This window comes from Paenibacillus sp. JNUCC 35 (genome assembly GCF_058269095.1).
The window spans coordinates 6,089,920-6,109,271 of the sequence record NZ_CM177771.1; the positions used below are offsets into that span (position 1 = coordinate 6,089,920).

The 19,352-nt window shown below is 54.5% G+C and carries 15 protein-coding genes; 3 read left to right on the top strand and 12 right to left on the bottom strand.

Features of this window, described 5'->3' with window-relative positions; translation table 11 throughout:
- Window positions 1-330 precede the first annotated feature (330 nt).
- On the bottom strand, window positions 331-2,328 hold the full coding sequence (uvrB, locus tag AC2TF6_RS27585) for an excinuclease ABC subunit UvrB (RefSeq protein WP_491309349.1): 1,998 nt from the start codon (window positions 2,326-2,328) through the stop codon (window positions 331-333).
- A gap of 292 nt (window positions 2,329-2,620) precedes the next feature.
- On the opposite strand from uvrB, the gene AC2TF6_RS27590 reads away from it, so the two are divergent.
- Window positions 2,621-3,421, top strand: a complete 801-nt coding sequence (locus tag AC2TF6_RS27590; RefSeq protein ID WP_491309350.1) for a flagellar motor protein — start codon at window positions 2,621-2,623, stop codon at window positions 3,419-3,421.
- The gene (locus AC2TF6_RS27595; protein WP_491309351.1) at window positions 3,405-4,232 is read left to right on the top strand and encodes a flagellar motor protein MotB; all 828 of its coding nucleotides are present in this window, start codon (window positions 3,405-3,407) and stop codon (window positions 4,230-4,232) included. Before AC2TF6_RS27590 ends, AC2TF6_RS27595 begins: the two co-directional genes overlap by 17 nt.
- Before the next feature lie 246 nt (window positions 4,233-4,478).
- Here AC2TF6_RS27595 and AC2TF6_RS27600 read toward each other — a convergent pair whose 3' ends face one another.
- The 5 genes from AC2TF6_RS27600 to ftsE form a co-directional block, all read right to left on the bottom strand.
- The gene (locus AC2TF6_RS27600) at window positions 4,479-5,768 is read right to left on the bottom strand and encodes a PDZ domain-containing protein (protein ID WP_491309352.1); all 1,290 of its coding nucleotides are present in this window, start codon (window positions 5,766-5,768) and stop codon (window positions 4,479-4,481) included.
- Between the two features lie 175 nt (window positions 5,769-5,943).
- Window positions 5,944-7,398 carry a S41 family peptidase gene (locus AC2TF6_RS27605; RefSeq protein WP_491309353.1) on the bottom strand — a complete coding sequence of 485 codons (1,455 nt, stop codon included), beginning with the start codon at window positions 7,396-7,398 and terminating at the stop codon, window positions 5,944-5,946.
- Between the two features lie 95 nt (window positions 7,399-7,493).
- A complete protein-coding gene (locus AC2TF6_RS27610; RefSeq protein ID WP_491309354.1) occupies window positions 7,494-8,753 on the bottom strand; it encodes a murein hydrolase activator EnvC family protein in 1,260 nt (419 codons plus the stop codon).
- A gap of 44 nt (window positions 8,754-8,797) precedes the next feature.
- A complete protein-coding gene (gene ftsX / locus AC2TF6_RS27615) occupies window positions 8,798-9,715 on the bottom strand; it encodes a permease-like cell division protein FtsX (RefSeq protein WP_491309355.1) in 918 nt (305 codons plus the stop codon).
- Entirely contained in the window at window positions 9,705-10,391 is a 687-nt protein-coding gene (gene ftsE, locus AC2TF6_RS27620) for a cell division ATP-binding protein FtsE (RefSeq protein WP_036739723.1), read from the bottom strand. The genes ftsX and ftsE overlap by 11 nt, the downstream gene beginning before the upstream one ends.
- Window positions 10,392-10,649: 258 nt before the next feature.
- On the opposite strand from ftsE, the gene AC2TF6_RS27625 reads away from it, so the two are divergent.
- Complete coding sequence (locus tag AC2TF6_RS27625) at window positions 10,650-12,092, top strand: VanW family protein (RefSeq protein WP_491309356.1); 1,443 nt, start codon at window positions 10,650-10,652, stop codon at window positions 12,090-12,092.
- 127 nt (window positions 12,093-12,219) lie between these two features.
- Here the strand turns inward: AC2TF6_RS27625 and argH are convergent, their stop codons facing one another.
- From argH to argJ, 6 genes are all read right to left on the bottom strand, one after another.
- Window positions 12,220-13,635, bottom strand: coding sequence for an argininosuccinate lyase (gene argH, locus AC2TF6_RS27630; protein ID WP_491309357.1), 1,416 nt, complete (start codon window positions 13,633-13,635; stop codon window positions 12,220-12,222).
- 99 nt (window positions 13,636-13,734) lie between these two features.
- Window positions 13,735-14,973 carry an argininosuccinate synthase gene (locus AC2TF6_RS27635; RefSeq protein ID WP_491309358.1) on the bottom strand — a complete coding sequence of 413 codons (1,239 nt, stop codon included), beginning with the start codon at window positions 14,971-14,973 and terminating at the stop codon, window positions 13,735-13,737.
- A gap of 32 nt (window positions 14,974-15,005) precedes the next feature.
- Window positions 15,006-15,962, bottom strand: coding sequence for an ornithine carbamoyltransferase (argF, locus tag AC2TF6_RS27640; RefSeq protein WP_491309359.1), 957 nt, complete (start codon window positions 15,960-15,962; stop codon window positions 15,006-15,008).
- A 65-nt stretch (window positions 15,963-16,027) separates the two neighbouring features.
- A complete protein-coding gene (gene argD, locus AC2TF6_RS27645) occupies window positions 16,028-17,218 on the bottom strand; it encodes an acetylornithine transaminase (RefSeq protein WP_491309360.1) in 1,191 nt (396 codons plus the stop codon).
- Window positions 17,219-17,259: 41 nt separating this feature from the next.
- Window positions 17,260-18,045: an acetylglutamate kinase gene (gene argB, locus AC2TF6_RS27650; RefSeq protein WP_009677010.1), complete on the bottom strand. Its 786-nt coding sequence runs from the start codon at window positions 18,043-18,045 to the stop codon at window positions 17,260-17,262.
- Between the two features lie 45 nt (window positions 18,046-18,090).
- Window positions 18,091-19,317 (bottom strand): bifunctional glutamate N-acetyltransferase/amino-acid acetyltransferase ArgJ, encoded by a 1,227-nt coding sequence (argJ, locus tag AC2TF6_RS27655; protein ID WP_491309361.1) that lies wholly within the window; start codon window positions 19,315-19,317, stop codon window positions 18,091-18,093.
- Between the last annotated feature and the right edge of the window lie 35 nt (window positions 19,318-19,352).

The window sequence follows — 19,352 nt, forward strand, 5'->3', positions numbered from 1 at the left end:
CTATTGTCTGTTCCGGCTTGTACATACCGACTCTTCGAATATAGCAGAACAGATTCACACCAAAAAGATATCTATGAACAAAACCCTTCGTCCAGCTGTCGCTTGAACGCGGGTCCCATTAAATATTAATCAAAAACGTATATACGTCAATATATACGATAATCTATCAATCGTGCAACTGTCATCCCCAACTATACGGGTGCAGGTACTCTATTTACCATACTTGCCTCGCTTAGTACCAGTTATGCCCGGATTGGGCCGGATATAAGCAGACAGACAGGCAGGATCCCTTTCTGTTCTCCTGCCTGTCTGTGCCGCATCGTTGCTATCCTAACCTTCCGCTTTCAGTTCAAGAAGAGCATCGCGCAATTCCGCAGCTCTTTCAAACTGCAAATTCTTCGCCGCATCTTTCATCTCTGCCTCGAGACGTTCGATTACCGCGGCGCGATCTTTCTTGGACATTTTGCCTGTCTTCACTTCTGCCAGGTATTCCGTCTTCTCCTCGGCGACCTTCGTCGCCTCGATTACGTCGCGAATCTTCTTGGCAATGGTTTGCGGGGTTATCCCGTGCTCTATATTGTAGGCTTCCTGTATGGTCCGGCGGCGTTCGGTTTCCTTAATCGCCTTATCCATGGAATCCGTAATTTTATCGCCGTACATAATGACGCGTCCATCCGCATTCCGGGCCGCCCGGCCGATCGTCTGGATCAGCGAACGTTCCGCGCGGAGGAAGCCTTCTTTGTCGGCATCCAGAATAGCCACCAGCGAAACTTCCGGCAAATCAAGCCCCTCTCTGAGCAGGTTGATTCCCACAAGAACGTGGAAGGTACCGAGCCGCAGATCGCGGAGGATTTGCATCCTCTCCAAAGTCTTGATATCGGAGTGCAGATAACGTACCTTGATGCCGATTTCCTTAAAGTAATCCGTTAGATCCTCGGACATCTTCTTCGTGAGGGTCGTCACGAGAACCCGCTCGTCCTTAGCGATCCGGTCATGAATCTCACCGATGAGATCATCGATCTGACCTTTGGTCGGCCTCACTTCAATGATCGGGTCAAGCAGTCCGGTCGGACGGATAATCTGCTGAACCATCTCCGGACAGTGTTCCAGCTCATATGGCCCCGGCGTTGCCGAGATATAAACGATCTGGCTCACCTTGCGTTCGAACTCCTCGAACTGCAAAGGACGGTTATCCAGCGCGGAAGGGAGACGGAATCCGTGCTCGACCAGCACTTCCTTGCGCGCCCGGTCCCCGTTGTACATCGCACGAATCTGGGGCAATGTCACGTGGGACTCGTCGACCATCACCAGCATGTCGTCCGGGAAATAATCGAGAAGCGTATAAGGCGTCGCCCCGCGTTCGCGGAACGTCAGCGGCCCGGAATAGTTCTCGATCCCGGAGCAGAAGCCCATCTCCGCCATCATTTCGATGTCGTAGCGCGTTCTCTGTTCCAGTCTCTGCGCTTCGAGCAGCTTGCCCTTGCCGCGCAGTTCCTCGAGCCGTTCCTCCAGCTCGCGCTCGATGTTCACCAGCGCACGCTTCATCGTATCTTCTTTCGTTACGAAGTGAGACGCCGGAAAAATCGCGATATGGTCGCGTTCACCCAGAATCTCGCCCGTAAGCACGTCGATTTCGGTGATCCGTTCGATCTCGTCCCCGAACAGTTCCACACGGACGGCCTGTTCACTTCGGGAAGCCGGGAAAATCTCAATGACATCGCCACGGACACGGAACGTGCCGCGCACGAAGTTCATATCGTTGCGCTGATACTGGATGTCCACAAGCCGGTGAAGAATCTCGTTGCGGGACTTCTCCATTCCGGTGCGCAGCGACAGCAGCAGCGATCCGTATTCCGCAGGTGAACCGAGGCCGTAAATACACGACACGCTCGCTATGATAATAACGTCTCTGCGCTCAAACAACGAACTCGTCGCCGAGTGGCGAAGCTTATCGATTTCTTCATTGATGCTGGAGTCTTTCTCTATATACGTATCCGAAGAAGCTATATAAGCCTCCGGCTGATAGTAATCGTAGTAGCTGACGAAATAAGACACGGCGTTGTTCGGAAAAAACTCCTGGAACTCGCTGCAAAGCTGAGCCGCCAGCGTCTTATTGTGCGCAATAATGAGGGTCGGACGGTTTAGCTGGGCAATGACCTGAGCCGCCGTAAACGTCTTTCCCGTACCCGTTGCGCCCAAAAGCGTCTGGTGCCTCGTTCCGTCCTGTATGCTTTTGACGAGCTCTTGGATCGCAGAAGGCTGGTCTCCCTGAGGAGAAAAATCCGATACGAGTTCAAACTTGTTCGTGCTCTTGATTATTTCACTCAAAATTTATCACCCACCGTCAGGTAGTCAAATTTAAAAGCACGCGGCGGCTTGCACCCCCCGCATGCCTGTCTTAATACCTATAAACTTTTACCCGTCTTGCTCCGATATAGAACATATATACTTACCTACAACGGAGATATTCGGGCTGCCGGAAATAAGAATATGTGTTCCCGTATAATTATACTCTTTTTATGATCCGGTTGCAAATATTCAGACTCATTTTCATTTCCTTTTTTTAGGCGGCAGCCTGGTCTGCATCATGAACATATTTCGATTCTAGAGGTGGTCAATCGTGGATTTGGCAACATTGTTAGGGCTTATACTCGGCTTGGGGGCACTAATCGGGGGATACATGTGGGACGGCGGTCATCTGACCTCGCTCCTCGTTCCAAGTGCCATGCTGATCGTCTTCGGAGGCACCTTCGGTGCAGTCGCGGTGAGTTTCCCGGTAGCAACACTCAAAAAAATTCCGAAAGCGCTCGGAATCGCATTCAAACAAACCCAGCGGGACACGACCGCCACCATCGACGAAATCGTCGACATGGCTTCCATCGCCCGCCGCGAAGGCGTACTGGCCCTGGAACAGAGAGCCCAGGAGCATCCTAATCCTTTTCTGAGAGACGGTCTTATGATGGTCGTAGACGGAACGGATCCGGAGCTTACCCGGCAGATTCTGGAGCTTGAAATGGATTCCATCGAACACCGCAACGACGGCATGTCCAAAATGTTCGAAGCCGCAGGCGGCTACTCCCCGACCATGGGAATTATCGGAACGGTGCTCGGGCTTATTCACGTACTCGGCAACTTGTCCGACCCTTCCACACTCGGTCCGGCCATCGCGGTCGCTTTCTCCGCCACTCTATACGGCGTTATGTTCGCCAACGTGGTCTATCTGCCGATCGGCAACAAGATCAAGCTGCGCGGCAAAGAGCAAATTTCCGAAATGGAACTGATGCTTGAAGGCATTCTGGCTCTCCAGGCCGGTGAGAATCCTCAGTTGATCCGCAAAAAGCTGGCTTCCTTCGTTCACGAGAAGAATGCCGATAAGCAAAGCAGCGGAGAGGCGGGTGCCGATCTTGCGGAAGAGAGGTAAGAAACAAGAAGAACACGTGAACCATGAACGCTGGTTGATTACTTATTCCGACTTGATTACGCTGCTCCTGGTATTTTTTATCGTGATGTACGCGATGAGCAAAGTCGATATGAACAAATACGAGACTATGGCCAAGGCCCTGAACTCGCAATTTATGAAAAATGAATCCCTTCTGCCTCAAGGCAGCGGAATTTCCGGCACGATCATACCCACGGCGAGCGACGGAACCAAGCCTAAGAAGGATACCTCCGCGGAAGAAGCGGCCAAGAAAGAGCAGCAGCTCAAGGACATGCTTCAAGCGATCCAGGCGTACATCAAAGATAACAACCTGGAAGCTAAAGTTTCCGCATCGGATACACCGAGGGGCATCGCCATTACGCTGAACGATCTGTTCCTGTTCGATCTGGGTAAAGCCGATCTCAAACCGGCGGCTTATCCCGTACTTGAAAAGCTCGCTACCCTTCTTCCTACGCTGAGCAACCGGGTCAGCATCGAAGGGCATACCGATAATATTCCGATTTCATCCGGATCGGCTTACAAAGATAACTGGGGACTCTCGTTTGCGCGGTCGCTTTCCGTACTCCGTTATTTTACGAATACGGCTAAACTGAGCGATGATCATCTGATGGCGACGGCTTATGCGGATACCGTTCCTAAAATGCCTAACACAAACGAAGAGAACCGCGCCAAGAACCGGCGTGTGGAGATCGTCGTATTGAGGGAATTCCAAAATAATGAGCAGCAGCCACAGCCACAGAAAGAGGCGCCGCCGGCAGCTGTCGCGGAAGCGGCTCCTGCAAAAGCTAACTAGTCACGCTCCTGTTGTAAAGGCTTGGGAAGCTTTCCTTCCCTCCCGCCTGCATCGCAACGCTATAAAAACCTCGACGTTCACCATAAGGTGATGTCGAGGTTTTTATTTGGATGAAGAGCCCGCAAGCCGGTGTGCCAGTTCCTGCGGCGTCTGCTTCCGCCTGTCTCTAAACTGCTTGGCATCGTGCAGAATGCGGACATGCGCGTTTGAGAACCGATTTCCCCGCGGAACTCGCTCTGTTCGCCCCTACAAGGTTTCTTCCGAACGTTTCGTCAACAGCCCCGTCAGCTTTCTCGTAAAATAAGTCAGCAGCGGCAGCTGCCGGATTTCGACGTAATAAACGGCATCCTGATCCGGGCAGATGACGATACCCAGCTGATGATGTTCACCCGCGAAGACGGCCCGCTTGTGAAAACGGATCTCGCCTTCCATGTCGACGATCTCCAGCTTGCAGTACGCCGAGCTCACCTGGATCGCCTGGTGCAGCTCGGTTTTGCTGTGGACCCGGACGCCGTTTACCTTGTGTACAAGCTCTCCGGGTCTCAGCCCCAGCTCGGCGGCGGGGCTGCCGGGCACCACCGCCAGAATCTTCAGCCCGCGGGGCTGGTTGATAAAGCACGGGCTGCGCTGCGCTTCTTCCCATCGTCCGTACCAGATCACCGCTTCGTGCAGCACAATTCCAAGCACGGCAGCGACAACGGTGAACGGACTCCAGACCTGCGCAAGCAGCGCGGAGAGGAAGAGCACCGCTGCATAGACCAGCAGCATAGCGGAGCTTCGCCCCACCTTCTCCTTCGGAAGCCGGGTCATCGTCAGCTCCGTAAACCCGATCATGGCGGGGAATGCGAGCAAGCTCCAGCCCGCCATCAGAGCATCGCCGGTAAACAGCGGCGACCAGGGAAAATCAACCGCTCCCGTACCCGCTTGAACCGGAACCGCGAGGAAAAGCGGCACCGGCCAGAATCCCTGGAGCTGGTAGCCTCCGACGATCTTGCCCCGCTTGCCCTCGTAGAACATGGGGCTCGCCATCCGAGCTCCCTGCGAGCGGATCAACAGGGCCTCCGCCGCATGTAGGACGGCTACCAGAGCAAGCAGGGACGGAACGTCCGCATTCCTTACCACGGCAGCCACGCTGCTCCAGAAACCGTCCCCGCCAGGGGCGGGCAGTCCGGCCAGCACAACCTGCAGAATACCGAGGAGTCCCACCGAATAAGCGAGGCACAGAAACCGGATGCGGATGAGAATCATCGCGACGGACAGGCCCCACAGCAGCAGAATCGTATCGGCTTGCAGGGAGACGCCTACGAACAGCATAACGACCGATACGCCGAGTCCCGCGACCCAGCCCCATAAATAAGTCCGCCAGGTCTCCCCGATCAGGGAATGAAGGCGGGTGGCAAACAATTTTCGTTCAAATTGAATTTGTTTCCGGTACTGCAGAAGGACGAGAAGAAGTCCGATATACGTAAAAGGGTTCAGCCATAACCGACCGAACGCCGTCAAGAAACGTCCGGCAATTTCCGCAATAATGTCCATAACTCACTCCCTCAAGGCTCGAAACACGCTTCTTTTTTGTAAAAAATCCGACGGTCCGACTTAGTTATATACATTCGACCCGCCCCCTTCATTTCCTTCCGTCCCCATACAATTGGCAAAAAGAAGAGGACGGCCGGACCCGCGCCGGAGCGCGCAAAGTCCTACCGTCCCTCTTTTATTTCGAAAGCTGGGTCTGCAGCTCTTTAACGGCCGCTTTCAGCTGATTGTCGTTCTTCGGAAGCTTAACGGCTTCCAGAACGGCGCTTTCCAGCTTCTTGGCCGTCGCCGCATCCACATTACCGGTCACGGACAGACCGCTGCTCTTCTGGAACGCCTTGACGGCATCCGCCGTTTTGCTGCTGTAGTAGCCGTCTGTCCGGCCCGGTTCATAGCCTACACCGGTCAGCATCAGCTGCAGGTTCTTCACATCGTCGCTGTTGCTGTCCGGCTTTAAAGTATCTTTCTTGGACAGAATCGATGCTTTGAAGAATGCCGGCTGCTCGACCACGATATCCGGTTCGATCCCCTTCTTGTGGATCCAGTTCCCGTCCGGGGTCAGCCACTTGTAGACGGTCATTTTGATATTGCTGCCGTCTCCCATTTCCTTCACATACGTTTCCTGCACGGTGCCTTTGCCGAACGTAGTTTCGCCAACGGTCTTGCTGCCGACCGCTTCTTTAAACGCTCCCGCCAAAATCTCCGAAGCGCTGGCGCTTCCCTTATTCGTCAGCACGACAACAGGGTACTTCTTGCTGCCGTCCTTGGACGTAGTCGCTTCCCGTTTGCCTTCCCGGTTTTCGATCTGTACGATCGGTTTGCCCTTCGGCACAAACGGCTCGACAATATCTATCACAACGTTGAGAAGACCGCCGGGATCGTTCCGGACGTCGATTACGAGCCCTTTCATTCCCTGCGTCTCCAGCTTCTTCAGCTCCTGCTGGAAGTGCTCCGCAGTATTTGCCGAAAACTGGCGGATTTCGATTTTGCCGATGCCGCCCTCAAGCATTTCGCCGAAAACCGTCTCAATGTCGATTTCGTCACGGACTACAATCACTTGAACCGGCTCCGTCGAACCCTGCCGCAAAATCTCCAGTTTGGCCTGAGTGCCTTTCTGCCCGCGGATTTTGACGACCGCCTGATTGACGGTTAGCCCGTCCAATTTTTCACCGTTGACAGATACGATTACATCGTTAGCCATGATTCCGGCTTTCTCGGCCGGCGATCCCTTGATCGGGGAAACGACTTTGATCTTGCCGTCTTCCGACGTAACCTCTGCCCCGATTCCTTCGAACGAAGAATTGATGCTCTCGCTGAACTGCTTCGCTTCATTGGAATCCATATACACGGTATACGGGTCTTCAAGCGACTCCAGCATTCCGTTGATGGCGCCGTTCATAATTTTGTCGTGATCGACCTTGTTCAAATACTTGTTCTCGATCAGCTGGTACGTCTTTGCAATTTTGCCGACGTCCTGACTGCTGAGTCCCGAACTTCCTGCGGTTGCCGAAGCTCCGACGGATTTGCTTCCGAGAGGCAGCAGATTTCTGCCCGTAAAGGTCAGCGTCAGAATGCTGCTTGCAAACATCCCCAGCAGAACGAATGCGATCACCGTACGCCCTTTGAATTGCACTGCCGTTCACCACCTTTGTACTTGCACCCTTATGAGCTGCTCTTGTTAGTGTATGACAAGCTCTTCCAATTTATGAGTGCCAGTCGCCGAAAACCTTAATAGCCGATATAGCTGGACGGATTGACCGGTTTCGAATTGATCCGGACTTCGAAATGCAGGTGATTCCCCGTTGATCTTCCAGTTGAACCTACCTCTGCGATTTTCTCGCCGCGTTTCACGGATTGACCTTTGGAAACCTTAATGCCTCCGTTACGTATATGTCCGTATAGGGTCCAAACGCCGCCCCCGTGATCGATAATGACACAGTTGCCGTAGCCGCTCCACTCGGAAGCAACCAGTACGGTGCCGGATTCCGCCGCATAAATATCGGTTCCTTGCGGAGAAGGCATGTCAATTCCCGTATGACCGGCGTAGGAACCGTTGATCGGGTCTACACGGCCTCCGTAACCGGATGACAGCGAAACTCTCTTCGGAAGCGGATAGCCCATGCTGCCTCCGGAACCCGTTGCCGGGCCGCCACCGATGCCGGAGCTTCCGGACGACGAAGAATTCTTCGACGCGGCTGCCGCCGCAGCCGCCGCTGCAGCTTTCGCATCGGCTGCTTTCTTGGCCTGAAGTTGGGATTCTTTCTTCGCATATTCCATAATCGCCTGTTCCTGATCGCTGCTAATCTCTTCCAGATGCTGCTGCTCGGCGGACAGGGATGCGATTTTCACTTCTTTTGCTTTTTCCTTGACGAGGAGATCCTGTTTAAGAGTTTCCGTTTGCGCGTACAGATTCTTCACATAAGCCAACTGTTTCTCGATCTGCTGTTTCTTTTCGGCCACAAGGGCGCGGTCTTTCTTGTTCGCTTCCAGAATCTCTTTATCCTGGCCCACGATAGATTTCAGCGCCGACATCCGGTCGATAAAATCCGAAAAGCTCGTGGAGTTCAGGACGACTTCCAGATAAGACACCGAACCGTTCTCATACATAATGCGCATGCGCTTCTTCAAAAGCTCGTCCCGGGTTTCAACCCGCTTCTCCGCTTCGTCCAGCTGCCTGGCATTGTCTTCGAGGTCCTCGGTCGTGTTCTCGATCTGGACGTTCAAGCCGGAAAGTTTGGCCGTCGCACTGTCGAGCTGGTCCATCAAGGTGTCGATATCCTTGGCGGTTTCCTGTTTTTCCTGTTGAACCTGTGTAAGCTGATTTTGAACGTCCTTCGCCTTCTGTTCGGCTGCGGACTTCATTTTCTTCATATTCGAAATTTCCTGATCGATTTTGGCCGAGTTGGAAGCCCCGTTGGCCACCGCATACGGCAGCAATGTTGTCGAGATTCCGAGTGCAACCACTAAAGGCATGAGTCTTTTCTTCAAGTGTTGATCCTCCTCTTACACATTGTGCATGCGCCCATTCACGTCTACACTTTGAGAAACTTGCGCACGGAGATGATGCTGCCCCAAATTCCGATAAGGAAACCCAGGCATAACAGCAGTCCGGCAATGACATAACTGACTTCGGCAAAAGGCTTTAATTTGATAAAGACCATACTCAGGTCCGACTTGCTGGACTCCACCAGCTTGTTGTACCCGTACAGGAGCACGGCCACCGGTATGGCGGAACCGCCGACTCCCAGCAGAGCCCCTTCGATAAAGAACGGCCAGCGGATAAAAGCATTCGTCGCGCCGACCAGCTTCATGATCGAGATCTCTCTGCGTCTGGCGACAATGGTAAGCTTGATGGTGTTGGCAATCAGAAATACGGATGTAAAAGCGAGAAGCGCTACAAGAACGAGTCCGACGTTGCGGACAATTTGCGTAATTTTGAACATGTTCTCAACCGTGCCCTGGCCGTACTTGACGCTGCCGATCGGCTTCGGTTCCTTGCCTTCGTTAAGCTTATTGATTTTATCTGCAACTCCCGCCACTTGCCGGGGGTCTTTAACCTCGACTTTAAAAGCAGGCGGCAGCGGATTCTCGTCGCCTTCGAACCCTTCCAGGAACCCTTTTCCTTCTTCCCCGAGCCGGTTCCGGAGATCTTCAAGCCCTTGCTCCTTCGAAACGAAAGTGACCTGCTGGACTTCGGGCAGGGAATTCAGCTCCTGCTTCAACTGGTTGGTCTGATCTTCCGTAATGTTCAAATCCATGTACACGCGGATTTCGACTTGTTTCTCTATTTGATCTGCCACATAATTCACATTCAATGACAGCAGCAGGAATAAGCCCAGTATAAAAAGCGAAATGGTGATGGAACTGATCGACGCGAAGGTCATCCATCCGTTGCGAATGATGTTGCGAAAGCCTTCCCGCAGATGGCGGGCCATTGTCCTACTCTTCATAACCGTACTCACCTCGCAGCTCGTCACGGGCAATAATCCCGTTCTCGATAGCGATAACGCGTTTGCGCATCGTGTTGACGATTTCTTTGTTGTGGGTCGCCATCATGATCGTCGTTCCACGGAAATTGATTTCTTCCAGAAGCTTCATGATTCCCCACGAGGTTTCGGGGTCCAGGTTACCTGTCGGCTCATCGGCGACAATCACGGCCGGGTTGTTCACTATTGCCCGGGCAATTGCGATCCTCTGCTGTTCACCGCCAGAGAGCTGTCCCGGTAAAGAATTGGCCTTATCCTTCAAGTGCACGAGGTCGAGTACTTCCATTGTGCGCTTTTTGATCAACTTCTTCGGTGCCTCGATAACTTCCATCGCAAAAGAAATGTTTTCATAGACGGTCATCTTCGGCAGCAGCCGGTAATCCTGAAAAATAACGCCGATGTTGCGGCGCACATACGGGATTTTCCGTTGTTTAAGCTTCTCGATGTTAAACCCGTTCACAAATATTTGCCCTTTTGTAGGTTTTTCCTCCCGATAGATCATCTTCATAAAAGTAGATTTACCGGCGCCGGACGGGCCGACAATATAAACGAATTCGTTGCGGTCGACCTTGACATCGATCCCCCGCAGCGCATGAGTTCCGTTAGGATACGTTTTCCAGACATCCTGCATTTCGATCAAAATCATCACTTCCTGTTAACGGCGGATTGATCCTAGCTCATACAAGTTCGACAGCCATCTTAAAAATCCTTTTAAAAAAGGGAATTTTCAACATCTTTTCACAGCGGACGCGAATTTTGTTGAGGTTTGCCCTATTTTCGACTCAGGCATATTTGTCCGATGAATCCATAGACATGTAGAACAGGCATCCGTCTGAATGTTCAAGTTCAACTTGAGTCCAAAGTGTCAGTGCGCCAAATTCTTTGAAGGAGTTTACTTATGAAGCCAGTTAAGCGTGTGCTAACGACAATTGCCCTCGTCCTGCCGCTGACGGCCGTTATAGCTCTGGGTTCCATTGCCTTTTACGGCTCGCGCCCGGCTTTTCCGGAGCAATTCACCGTATCGGGATGGAAGGTGGGCGGAATGGCTTACGCCGATTTCCCCGGGCAGTTAAGCCGTCAGGTTGCGCTTCTGAATTCCGTCCCCGTACAGCTTGTGTCCGACCGGAAGGAAGTTCCTCCCCGCTCGCAGAAGCTTCAGGACCTGGGATTGCGTGTAGACGATCACGAGCTTCAGACACTCCTTCATGACCTTACGGAAGGAAATCTGCTGGATCGTGCGCGCAACCGGTGGAAGCTCCGCCATTACCAAGCGAAAATCGGCTTGTTCATAGAAGCGGATCAGCTCGAAAAGAAGCTGCGGATCCTATGGCCCGATATCTATGCCGTACAACCGGTATCTGCCCAGCGCATCGTTACGCCCGATGACCGCGTGCAGTATAAAGCGGGACAACCCGCCCTCCGCATTGATGCTTCCCGCTTAAAGGCGGACATAGAGCAGCAGATCAGGCAGATAGATCCGAAGCGGGCGGAGAATCCGCTTTCCATACAAGTCCCATTTCGGCTACAGGAACCCGAGGTGACGGAAAAAATGCTGCGCGACCAGCATGTGGACCGGCTTATCACGCAGTTCTCGACCCCGCTTAGCCAATCGTCGCCGGGACGCAAGCATAACGTCCGCTCGACCGCAGCAACGCTTCATGAAGTAATCCTAAAGCCGGGCGAAATTTTCGATTACGCCCCTATTATTGAACAGACCGGCGTTAAGTTCGGCTTTCGGGAAGCTCCCGTTATCCTAAACGGCAAGCTTGTTCCCGGAGTAGGGGGCGGAATTTGCCAAGTTTCCACCACGCTCTACAACGCGGTTCTGCGCGCCGGTCTGGAGATTGTCGAACGAAGAAACCATTCGCTGCCGATCAGCTACGCCCCTTTGGGGCAAGATGCCACTTTTTCGACAGGTTTCATCAATTTTCGCTTCCGAAACGACACAAAAGCCCACCTCCTTATCCGAACGGAAATGTCGGATATGGCGCTGACTATTAAACTATTCGGGAGCATTCCCTCGGATACGACGTATGAGATATTGTCGAATACCGTTGAGACGATTCAACCGCCCGTCAAATACGTGCACAATCCCGGGTTGAGAGCCGGCGAACAGGTGGAGCTAAGTCCCGGCAAGCAAGGGTTTGTGGTCGATACCTACCGGATAAAAAAGCAGGGCGGCAAAGAAGTCTCCCGTGAAAAAATTTCCAGAGACCGCTATACTCCGCAAGCGAGAGTCGTCGCGTCTAATACAGGTGTACTCAAGCCGCCGGCGGAATCCGCTCCTCCGCAAAAGAACGTCATTGAAGACGGAGTCACCCAGAACGGCAAGACACCTTAGTGCCTGCGAAACAACCCGTCCACCCGGCAAAAGAGGGACGGGGCGAAACAGGAAAGGCCCTGAATAACCCGTGCGCGGCACAACGGCCAAACGCATGAATTTCATGAGCCTTTCGGTTATTTCCCCATTATTTACTTTTATCGAGCTTGCTGTCAACCCATCTTACAGTTACTTCCAGCGACTTCTCCGCACGTGAAATAGCTCCCTCTACCTGGCTGCTGGCCGTACCTCCGTATACGTTACGGGCGTTAACCACCTGCTCCGGCTGAAGCACCTCGTAAATGTCGTCACCAAACAGTTCAGAGAACTTGTTGAACTCTTCCATGGACAGATCGAGCAGGAATTTACCCTCTTGGATGCAGTAGAGGACTGTCTTGCCGATCACTTCGTGAGCCTGGCGGAATGGCAGACCCTTGTTTACGAGATAGTCCGCAATGTCCGTAGCGTTAGAGAAATCCTGATTCACCGCCTGGCGCATGCGGGCTTTGTTCACTTTCATTGTCGAGATCATCGGTGCAAAAAGCTGCAGGGCGCCTTGAAGGGTACGAACTGTGTCCAGCATACCTTCTTTGTCTTCCTGCATGTCCTTGTTATAGGCCAACGGGAGTGCCTTGAGAACGGTCATGAGGCCGAACAGGTTGCCGTAGACGCGGCCGGTTTTGCCGCGGACAAGCTCGGCCACATCCGGGTTCTTCTTTTGCGGCATAATGGAACTGCCCGTACAGAACGCATCGTCCAGTTCGACGAAATTGAATTCGGTGCTGGACCACATAACTAGCTCCTCGCAGAAACGAGACAGGTGCATCATGATGAAGGATGCATTGGCGAGAAACTCCAGAATAAAGTCACGGTCGCTGACGGCGTCCAGACTGTTCTCGTACACTCCCTCGAAGCCAAGCTGTTCCGCTACGAAATGACGGTCAATCGGGAACGTTGTGCCCGCAAGAGCGCCGGCGCCCAGCGGCAGAACGTTGATCCGCTTGTAGCTGTCCTGAAGACGCTCGATATCACGCTGGAACATCGACACGTAAGCCATCAGATGGTGGGCGAACAGAATCGGCTGCGCACGCTGGAGATGCGTATATCCCGGCACGATAGTATCCAGATTGGCCTTTGCCTGCGTCAGGAGGGCTTCCTGAAGCTTCTGGAGCAGGCTGACGAATTCCACCACGCGCCCGCGCAAATACAGATGCATGTCGGTCGCCACCTGATCGTTACGGCTGCGGCCCGTATGCAGCTTGCCGCCTACCGGTCCGATCTCATCAATCAGCGTCTTTTCGATATTCATATGAATGTCTTCGTTGGCGATCGTGTATTCCAGCTCGCCGCGGCGGATCATGCCCAGTACGCGATTAAGACCGTCCTTGATCGTTTCGACATCCTCTTGAGGCAGGATGCCGCATTTGCCGAGCATAGTCACGTGGGCAAGACTGCCCTGGATGTCTTCTTCCGCCAGTTCTTTATCGAACGTGATGGAAGCTGTGTATTCTTCTACTAATTGGTCGGTTTGCTTCGTAAACCGGCCGCCCCATAATTTCGACACGTTGCTGCCTCCTTCGATTTTAACGGAACAACGGGCCGCTTCCGGCCCGTTCCCCGTTTCCTGTTTCACAGGTATATAAACAAACGATTGATTTCCCGTTTATTTCCCGGATTGCTGCTCTACGCCGGAACTTACTTTCAGACGCAGCGCGTTGAGACGGATGAAACCTGCTGCATCGCCCTGGTCGTAAGCTTGGGTCGGATCCGCTTCCATCGTCGCGATATTCGGGTTATACAAACTCACCGGACTCTTCACGCCGGCGGCAATCACGTTACCTTTGTACAGCTTCATACGAACCGTGCCCGTTACGTTCTTCTGGCTCTCGGATACAAGCGCTTGAATAGCCAGACGTTCCGGAGCAAACCAGAACCCGTTGTATACGAGTGTGCTGTATTTGGAGATCAGAGAGTCGCGCAGATGCATGACTTCACGGTCCATGGTCAGGGATTCGATGCGGCGGTGAGCCGCAAACAGAATCGTGCCGCCCGGCGTCTCGTACACGCCACGGCTCTTCATGCCCACGAAGCGGTTTTCGACCATGTCGATACGGCCGATGCCGTGCTTGCCGCCAAGCTCATTGAGCGTCTCCATCATTTGCAGCGGGTTCAGCTTCTCGCCGTTGATAGCGACTGCATTGCCCTGCTCAAATTCAAGCTCGATGTATTCCGGCTGATCCGGCGCATCTTCCGGAGCTACGCTGAGCACGTACATATCGCGGTTGGAATCGGCGCTTGCGTCGAACCAAGGATCCTCGAGCATGCCGCTCTCGAAAGAGATGTGCAGCAGGTTGCGGTCCGTCGAATACGGTTTCGACGCGGTCGCCTGCACCTGGATGCCGTGCTTCTCGGCATACGCGATCATTTCGGCGCGGCCCGGGAACTGCTCCCGGAATGCTTCCAGGCGCCATGGGGCGATTACGCCGATTTCCGGCGCAAGCGCAGCGGCCGTCAGCTCAAAGCGCACCTGGTCGTTCCCTTTGCCGGTTGCGCCATGCGCAATGGCCGTAGCGCCTTCGGCGCGGGCGATCTCGACCATGCGCTTGGCGATCAGCGGGCGCGCGATGCTCGTGCCGAGCAGGTATTGCCCTTCGTACAGCGCGCCGGACTGGAACATCGGATAGATGAAGTCGCTCGCGAATTCTTCGCGGAGATCATCTATGTAGACCTTGCTCGCGCCGGTCGCCAGTGCTTTTTCTTCCAGGCCGTCGAGTTCGTCCTTCTGCCCGATATCCGCTGTAAATGCGATAATTTCAGCGTCATATGTTTCTTTAAGCCAAGCCAGAATAACGGACGTATCCAAACCGCCCGAGTAGGCCAGCACGATTTTTTCTTTAGCCATGTTTTCCCTCACCTTTGCTGCCATAATTTTGGTTACATAATCGAAGCCATAACGGCTTTCTGTGCGTGAAGACGGTTTTCCGCCTGATCGAATACGAAAGAATTCGGTCCGTCGATTACGCCTTCGCTGACCTCTTCTCCCCTGTGTGCCGGGAGACAGTGCAGGAAGAGGTAATCCTTCTTCGCGTAGCGGGCAAGCTCCTCGTTCACCTGGTAGCCGCTGAAAGAACGCTCGCGCTCCTGCTGCTCCGCTTCGAAGCCCATGCTCGCCCATACGTCCGTATATATCACGTCCGCATCCGCCACGGCTTCCTTCGGATCCTGAGTAACCAGCACGGAGCCGCCCGATTGGGAAGCAAATTCCCTGCTGCTGCGGACAAGCTCTTCATCCGGCGTGTACCCTTCCGGAGAAGCGACCGTGATGTTGAGGCCGAGTTTGGCCGCTCCGACAAGCAGGGAGTGGACCATATTGTTGCCGTCGCCGACATAAGCGATTTTAAGCCCTTCCAGGCGGCCTTTATGCTCCTGAATCGTCATATAATCCGTCAGGGCCTGGCATGGATGAGAAAAGTCCGTCAACCCGTTAATAACCGGAATAGTCGCGGCACGCGCCAGATCGACCACGTTGCGGTGGGCAAACGTACGGATCATGATGCCGTCCAGGTAGCGGGACAACGTCTGCGCCGTGTCGGAAACCGTTTCTCCGCGTCCGAGCTGGATGTCGTTTTTGCTAAGGAACAAGGCTTGACCCCCGAGCTGAAACATCCCTACATCAAAAGAAACACGCGTCCGCGTGGATGATTTCTCGAAAATCATGCCGAGCGTCTTACCTTTGAGAAGCTGATGCGCTTCGCCGGCCTTTTGTTTGGCCTTCAGATCGCGGGCCAGCGTGATCAGGTAATTAAGCTCCGCGGGTGTGTAATCGACCAGCCCCAGGAAATCTCTTCCCTTAAGCTGCTGCTGCAATTCTTCCTGTACCGTGCTGGACATGGGAATCCGTCCTTTCTTCCTGCAAAATGTCGGAGCGCCCGCAGAGCTGCGGACGACCTTCTTGTCTATTGTACTAAAGCAGAGGCTTTTCTTGCCAGTACATCGCAAACGACGTCCAGGCCCTTCTGCAAATCTTCTTTCGGAATAACGAGGCTTGGCAGCAGACGCACCACTTGCGGGCCGGCCGATACGACCAGAACGCCCGCTTCATGAATCTCGGCTATAAGCTCCGCTGCGGGCTGCTTGCACACGATGCCGATCAAGAGGCCTTCGCCGCGCACTTCTTCGACGATCGGATTGCCCGCAAGCTTCTCACGAAGCGTCTTAACCGTCCATTCGCCAAGCTCCGCCGCGCGCTGAGGAATTTTCTCGCTCAGCATATATTCAACGGTTGCTATAGCTGCAGCCGTAGCGATTGGGGTTCCCCCGAACGTGCTGCCGTGGGAACCTGCCGAGAAAGCCGGCGCCACTTTGGCATTCCCCAGCATAGCCCCGATCGGGAAACCGCTGCCGAGGCCTTTGGCCAGAGTAAAGATATCCGGCTCGATGCCGTAATGCTCATAGGCGAACAGCTTGCCGGTGCGACCCATACCCGTCTGAATTTCATCGACGATGAGAAGCAGGCCGCGCTCCTTGCAAAGTTCGGCCAGAGCCTTCACGAAAGCGGGATCCGCCGGGATTACGCCGCCTTCGGCTTGAACCAATTCCAGCATAACGGCGCACGTACGCTCGCTGATCAGCTTTTCGACGGAAGCAAGGTCGTTATAGTCGGCGTAGACAAACCCTTCGGGAAGGGGGTGGAAGCCTTCCTGCACCTTCTCTTGTCCGGTTGCGGTCAGGGTAGCCAGCGTACGGCCGTGGAACGACTGATGGAACGTAATGATCTCGTAACGGTCCTCGCCCAGTACTTTCTGCGAATAACGGCGCGCAAGCTTGATAGCCGCCTCGTTGGCTTCGGCGCCGGTCGAGCAGAAGAACACGGCGTCCGCGCAGCTGTTATCGGTCAGCAGCTTCGCCAGCTTTTCCTGATTCGGGATATGGAACAGATTAGACACGTGCCAAAGCTGATCAAGCTGCGCCACAAGCTTCTCTTTAACCACTTCCGGAGCATGCCCTAAATTCGTAACGGCAAGACCGGCCATCAAATCGATGTACTCCTTGCCTTGATCGTCCCACAATCGGCTGCCTTCTCCCTTTACCAGTGTGATTGGAAACCGGGCATACGTCGGAAACAAACTGCTTGCCTGCTGAACCATGTTCTTCACTCCCATCGTTTAATTGTTAAAGATAGTTGCCGCTAGCGGATAATCCGGGTGCCGGCCTGCGCTCCGTCCAGAACGCTGCTGAGAATACCCGGGACGGAACCGTCCACGATCACGACTTCCCGCACGTCCCCTTGGATGCACTGGATCGCCGCCCGTACTTTAGGGATCATGCCCCCGTAAATATCTCCGCTCTCGATCATCGCCTCGATATCCGCAATGGTGACGGTCGGAAGCACCCGCTTCACACCGTCCTCCACCTTCATAATACCGGGTACATCGGTCACAACGATGAGCCGGTCCGTCCCGATCCGGGATGCGACCGCACCCGCTGCCGTATCGGCATTAATGTTGTAGCGCTGGTTCCCGTCGCCGCCGAGACCGATCGGTGCAATGACGGGCATGTAGCCCATCCCGACTACGCCTTGAATCAGCTCCGCGTTCACATCGGTCACGTCGCCTACGAGTCCTACTTCGGAGGTGTTTTCCACCGGGCGGGCCGTAATCAGGCGTCCGTCTACACCGGACAATCCCAGGGCTTTACCTCCGGACAGTTGGATGCGTCTAACGATTTCTTTATTGATCCGTCCGGCCAGCACCATTTCGACGACGTCGAGGACAGCCTCGCTTGTTTTGCGGAGCCCGCCCACGAACTCACTCGCTATACTGAGCTGATTCAGCGTCTCTGAAATGGCAGGCCCCCCGCCATGCACGATGACAGGGACAATGCCGCGGTCCTGAAGCTGCTTTAAATCCGTGAAAAAAGAATCCGGCAGTGCAGCTAGGGTACTCCCGCCGCACTTCATCACAAAACTTTCCATGTCTCCCCTTGCCTCCGTTCGTCTCCCTAAGCGGGTCCTGGCGGCCTAAGTCCGGTACGCCGCATTGATGCGGACGTAATCATAGGTCAAATCGCAGCCCCAAGCAGTCGCTCCGCTCTCACTCATATTTAAGTGCACGTCAATCTGCACGATATCTCCCTTTAAATAAGCTTCCGCCCGGTCCTCGTCAAACGCAACCGGTTTGGACTGCTTAAGTACGGCGATGCCTCCAAGACTTACATCCACCGTCTCCGTATTCACCGGCTGGCCCGCGCGTCCGACGGCTGCAATGATCCGCCCCCAGTTGGCATCCGCTCCGAAGCACGCCGTCTTCACAAGGCTGGAGCCTACGACGGTTTTGGCAATCGCGCGTGCAGCCTCCTGTGAAGCGGCCCCGTGCACGTTGACTTCGATCAGCTTCGTCGCTCCTTCGCCGTCTCTGGCGATCGCTTTCGCCAGATGCTCCGACACGTAGCGGAATGCGGCCGCGAAGTCTTCCCAGTCCGCTTGGCCGGGCTGCAGCGCTTCCCCGCCGGCCAGTCCGCTTGCCATCACGACGACCATGTCGTTCGTGCTGGTGTCGCCGTCCACCGTAATCATGTTGAAGGTGGAATCGGTCGCTTCGCCAAGCAGCTGCTGCAGGTGCTTGCTCTCGATGTTCGCGTCGGTGGTGACAAAACCGAGCATCGTCGCCATGTTCGGATGAATCATCCCCGAACCTTTGGCCGCTCCGGCGATATGCACCTCGCGCCCGCCGATGTTAACACGCACGCAGATGACTTTCTTCACCAGGTCGGTCGTCAGAATCGCCTGGGAAAAGTCTTCTCCGCCTGCGGCGTGAACCTTCTCCGGCAGCGCTTCAATGCCGGCGAGCACTTTCGTCATCGGCAGCAGCTCGCCGATGACGCCTGTCGAGGTGACGCCGACCAGCTCTTCGGCGATCCCGAGGCGGCGTGCCAGGGCATCGCGCATAGCGCGCGCATCCGCGAGTCCTTGCTCGCCCGTGCACGCGTTGGCGTTGCCGCTGTTGACGAGCATCGCCTGGAGCCTGCCGCCTGCGGCTATGCTTTCCTGCGTCACGCGAAGCGGTGCGGCCTGGAACGCGTTAAGCGTGTAAACGGCCGCAACGGCCGCCGGGACGTCGCATACGATCGCTCCGAGATCGTTGCGTTCGGTTTTCTTTAAACCGCAATGCAGGCCGCCAGCGCGGAAGCCTTGAGGTGTAGTCACCGTGCCATCCGGCACGACGGTAAAACGGCCTAGCAGCGTCATGGATGCTCACCTGTCCTTTTTGCCCATTATCCCTG

What these genes read in the sequence shown, in the direction of transcription:
- AC2TF6_RS27600 (WP_491309352.1), bottom strand. Translation starts at nt 5,768, where the DNA reads ATGGACATTATTGCGGAAATTGCCGGACGTTTCTTGACGGCGTTCGGT.
- ftsX (WP_491309355.1), bottom strand. Translation starts at nt 9,715, where the DNA reads ATGAAGAGTAGGACAATGGCCCGCCATCTGCGGGAAGGCTTTCGCAAC.
- AC2TF6_RS27625 (WP_491309356.1), top strand. Translation starts at nt 10,650, where the DNA reads ATGAAGCCAGTTAAGCGTGTGCTAACGACAATTGCCCTCGTCCTGCCG.
- AC2TF6_RS27635 (WP_491309358.1), bottom strand. Translation starts at nt 14,973, where the DNA reads ATGGCTAAAGAAAAAATCGTGCTGGCCTACTCGGGCGGTTTGGATACG.
- argF (WP_491309359.1), bottom strand. Translation starts at nt 15,962, where the DNA reads ATGTCCAGCACGGTACAGGAAGAATTGCAGCAGCAGCTTAAGGGAAGA.
- argD (WP_491309360.1), bottom strand. Translation starts at nt 17,218, where the DNA reads ATGGTTCAGCAGGCAAGCAGTTTGTTTCCGACGTATGCCCGGTTTCCA.
- argB (WP_009677010.1), bottom strand. Translation starts at nt 18,045, where the DNA reads ATGGAAAGTTTTGTGATGAAGTGCGGCGGGAGTACCCTAGCTGCACTG.
- argJ (WP_491309361.1), bottom strand. Translation starts at nt 19,317, where the DNA reads ATGACGCTGCTAGGCCGTTTTACCGTCGTGCCGGATGGCACGGTGACT.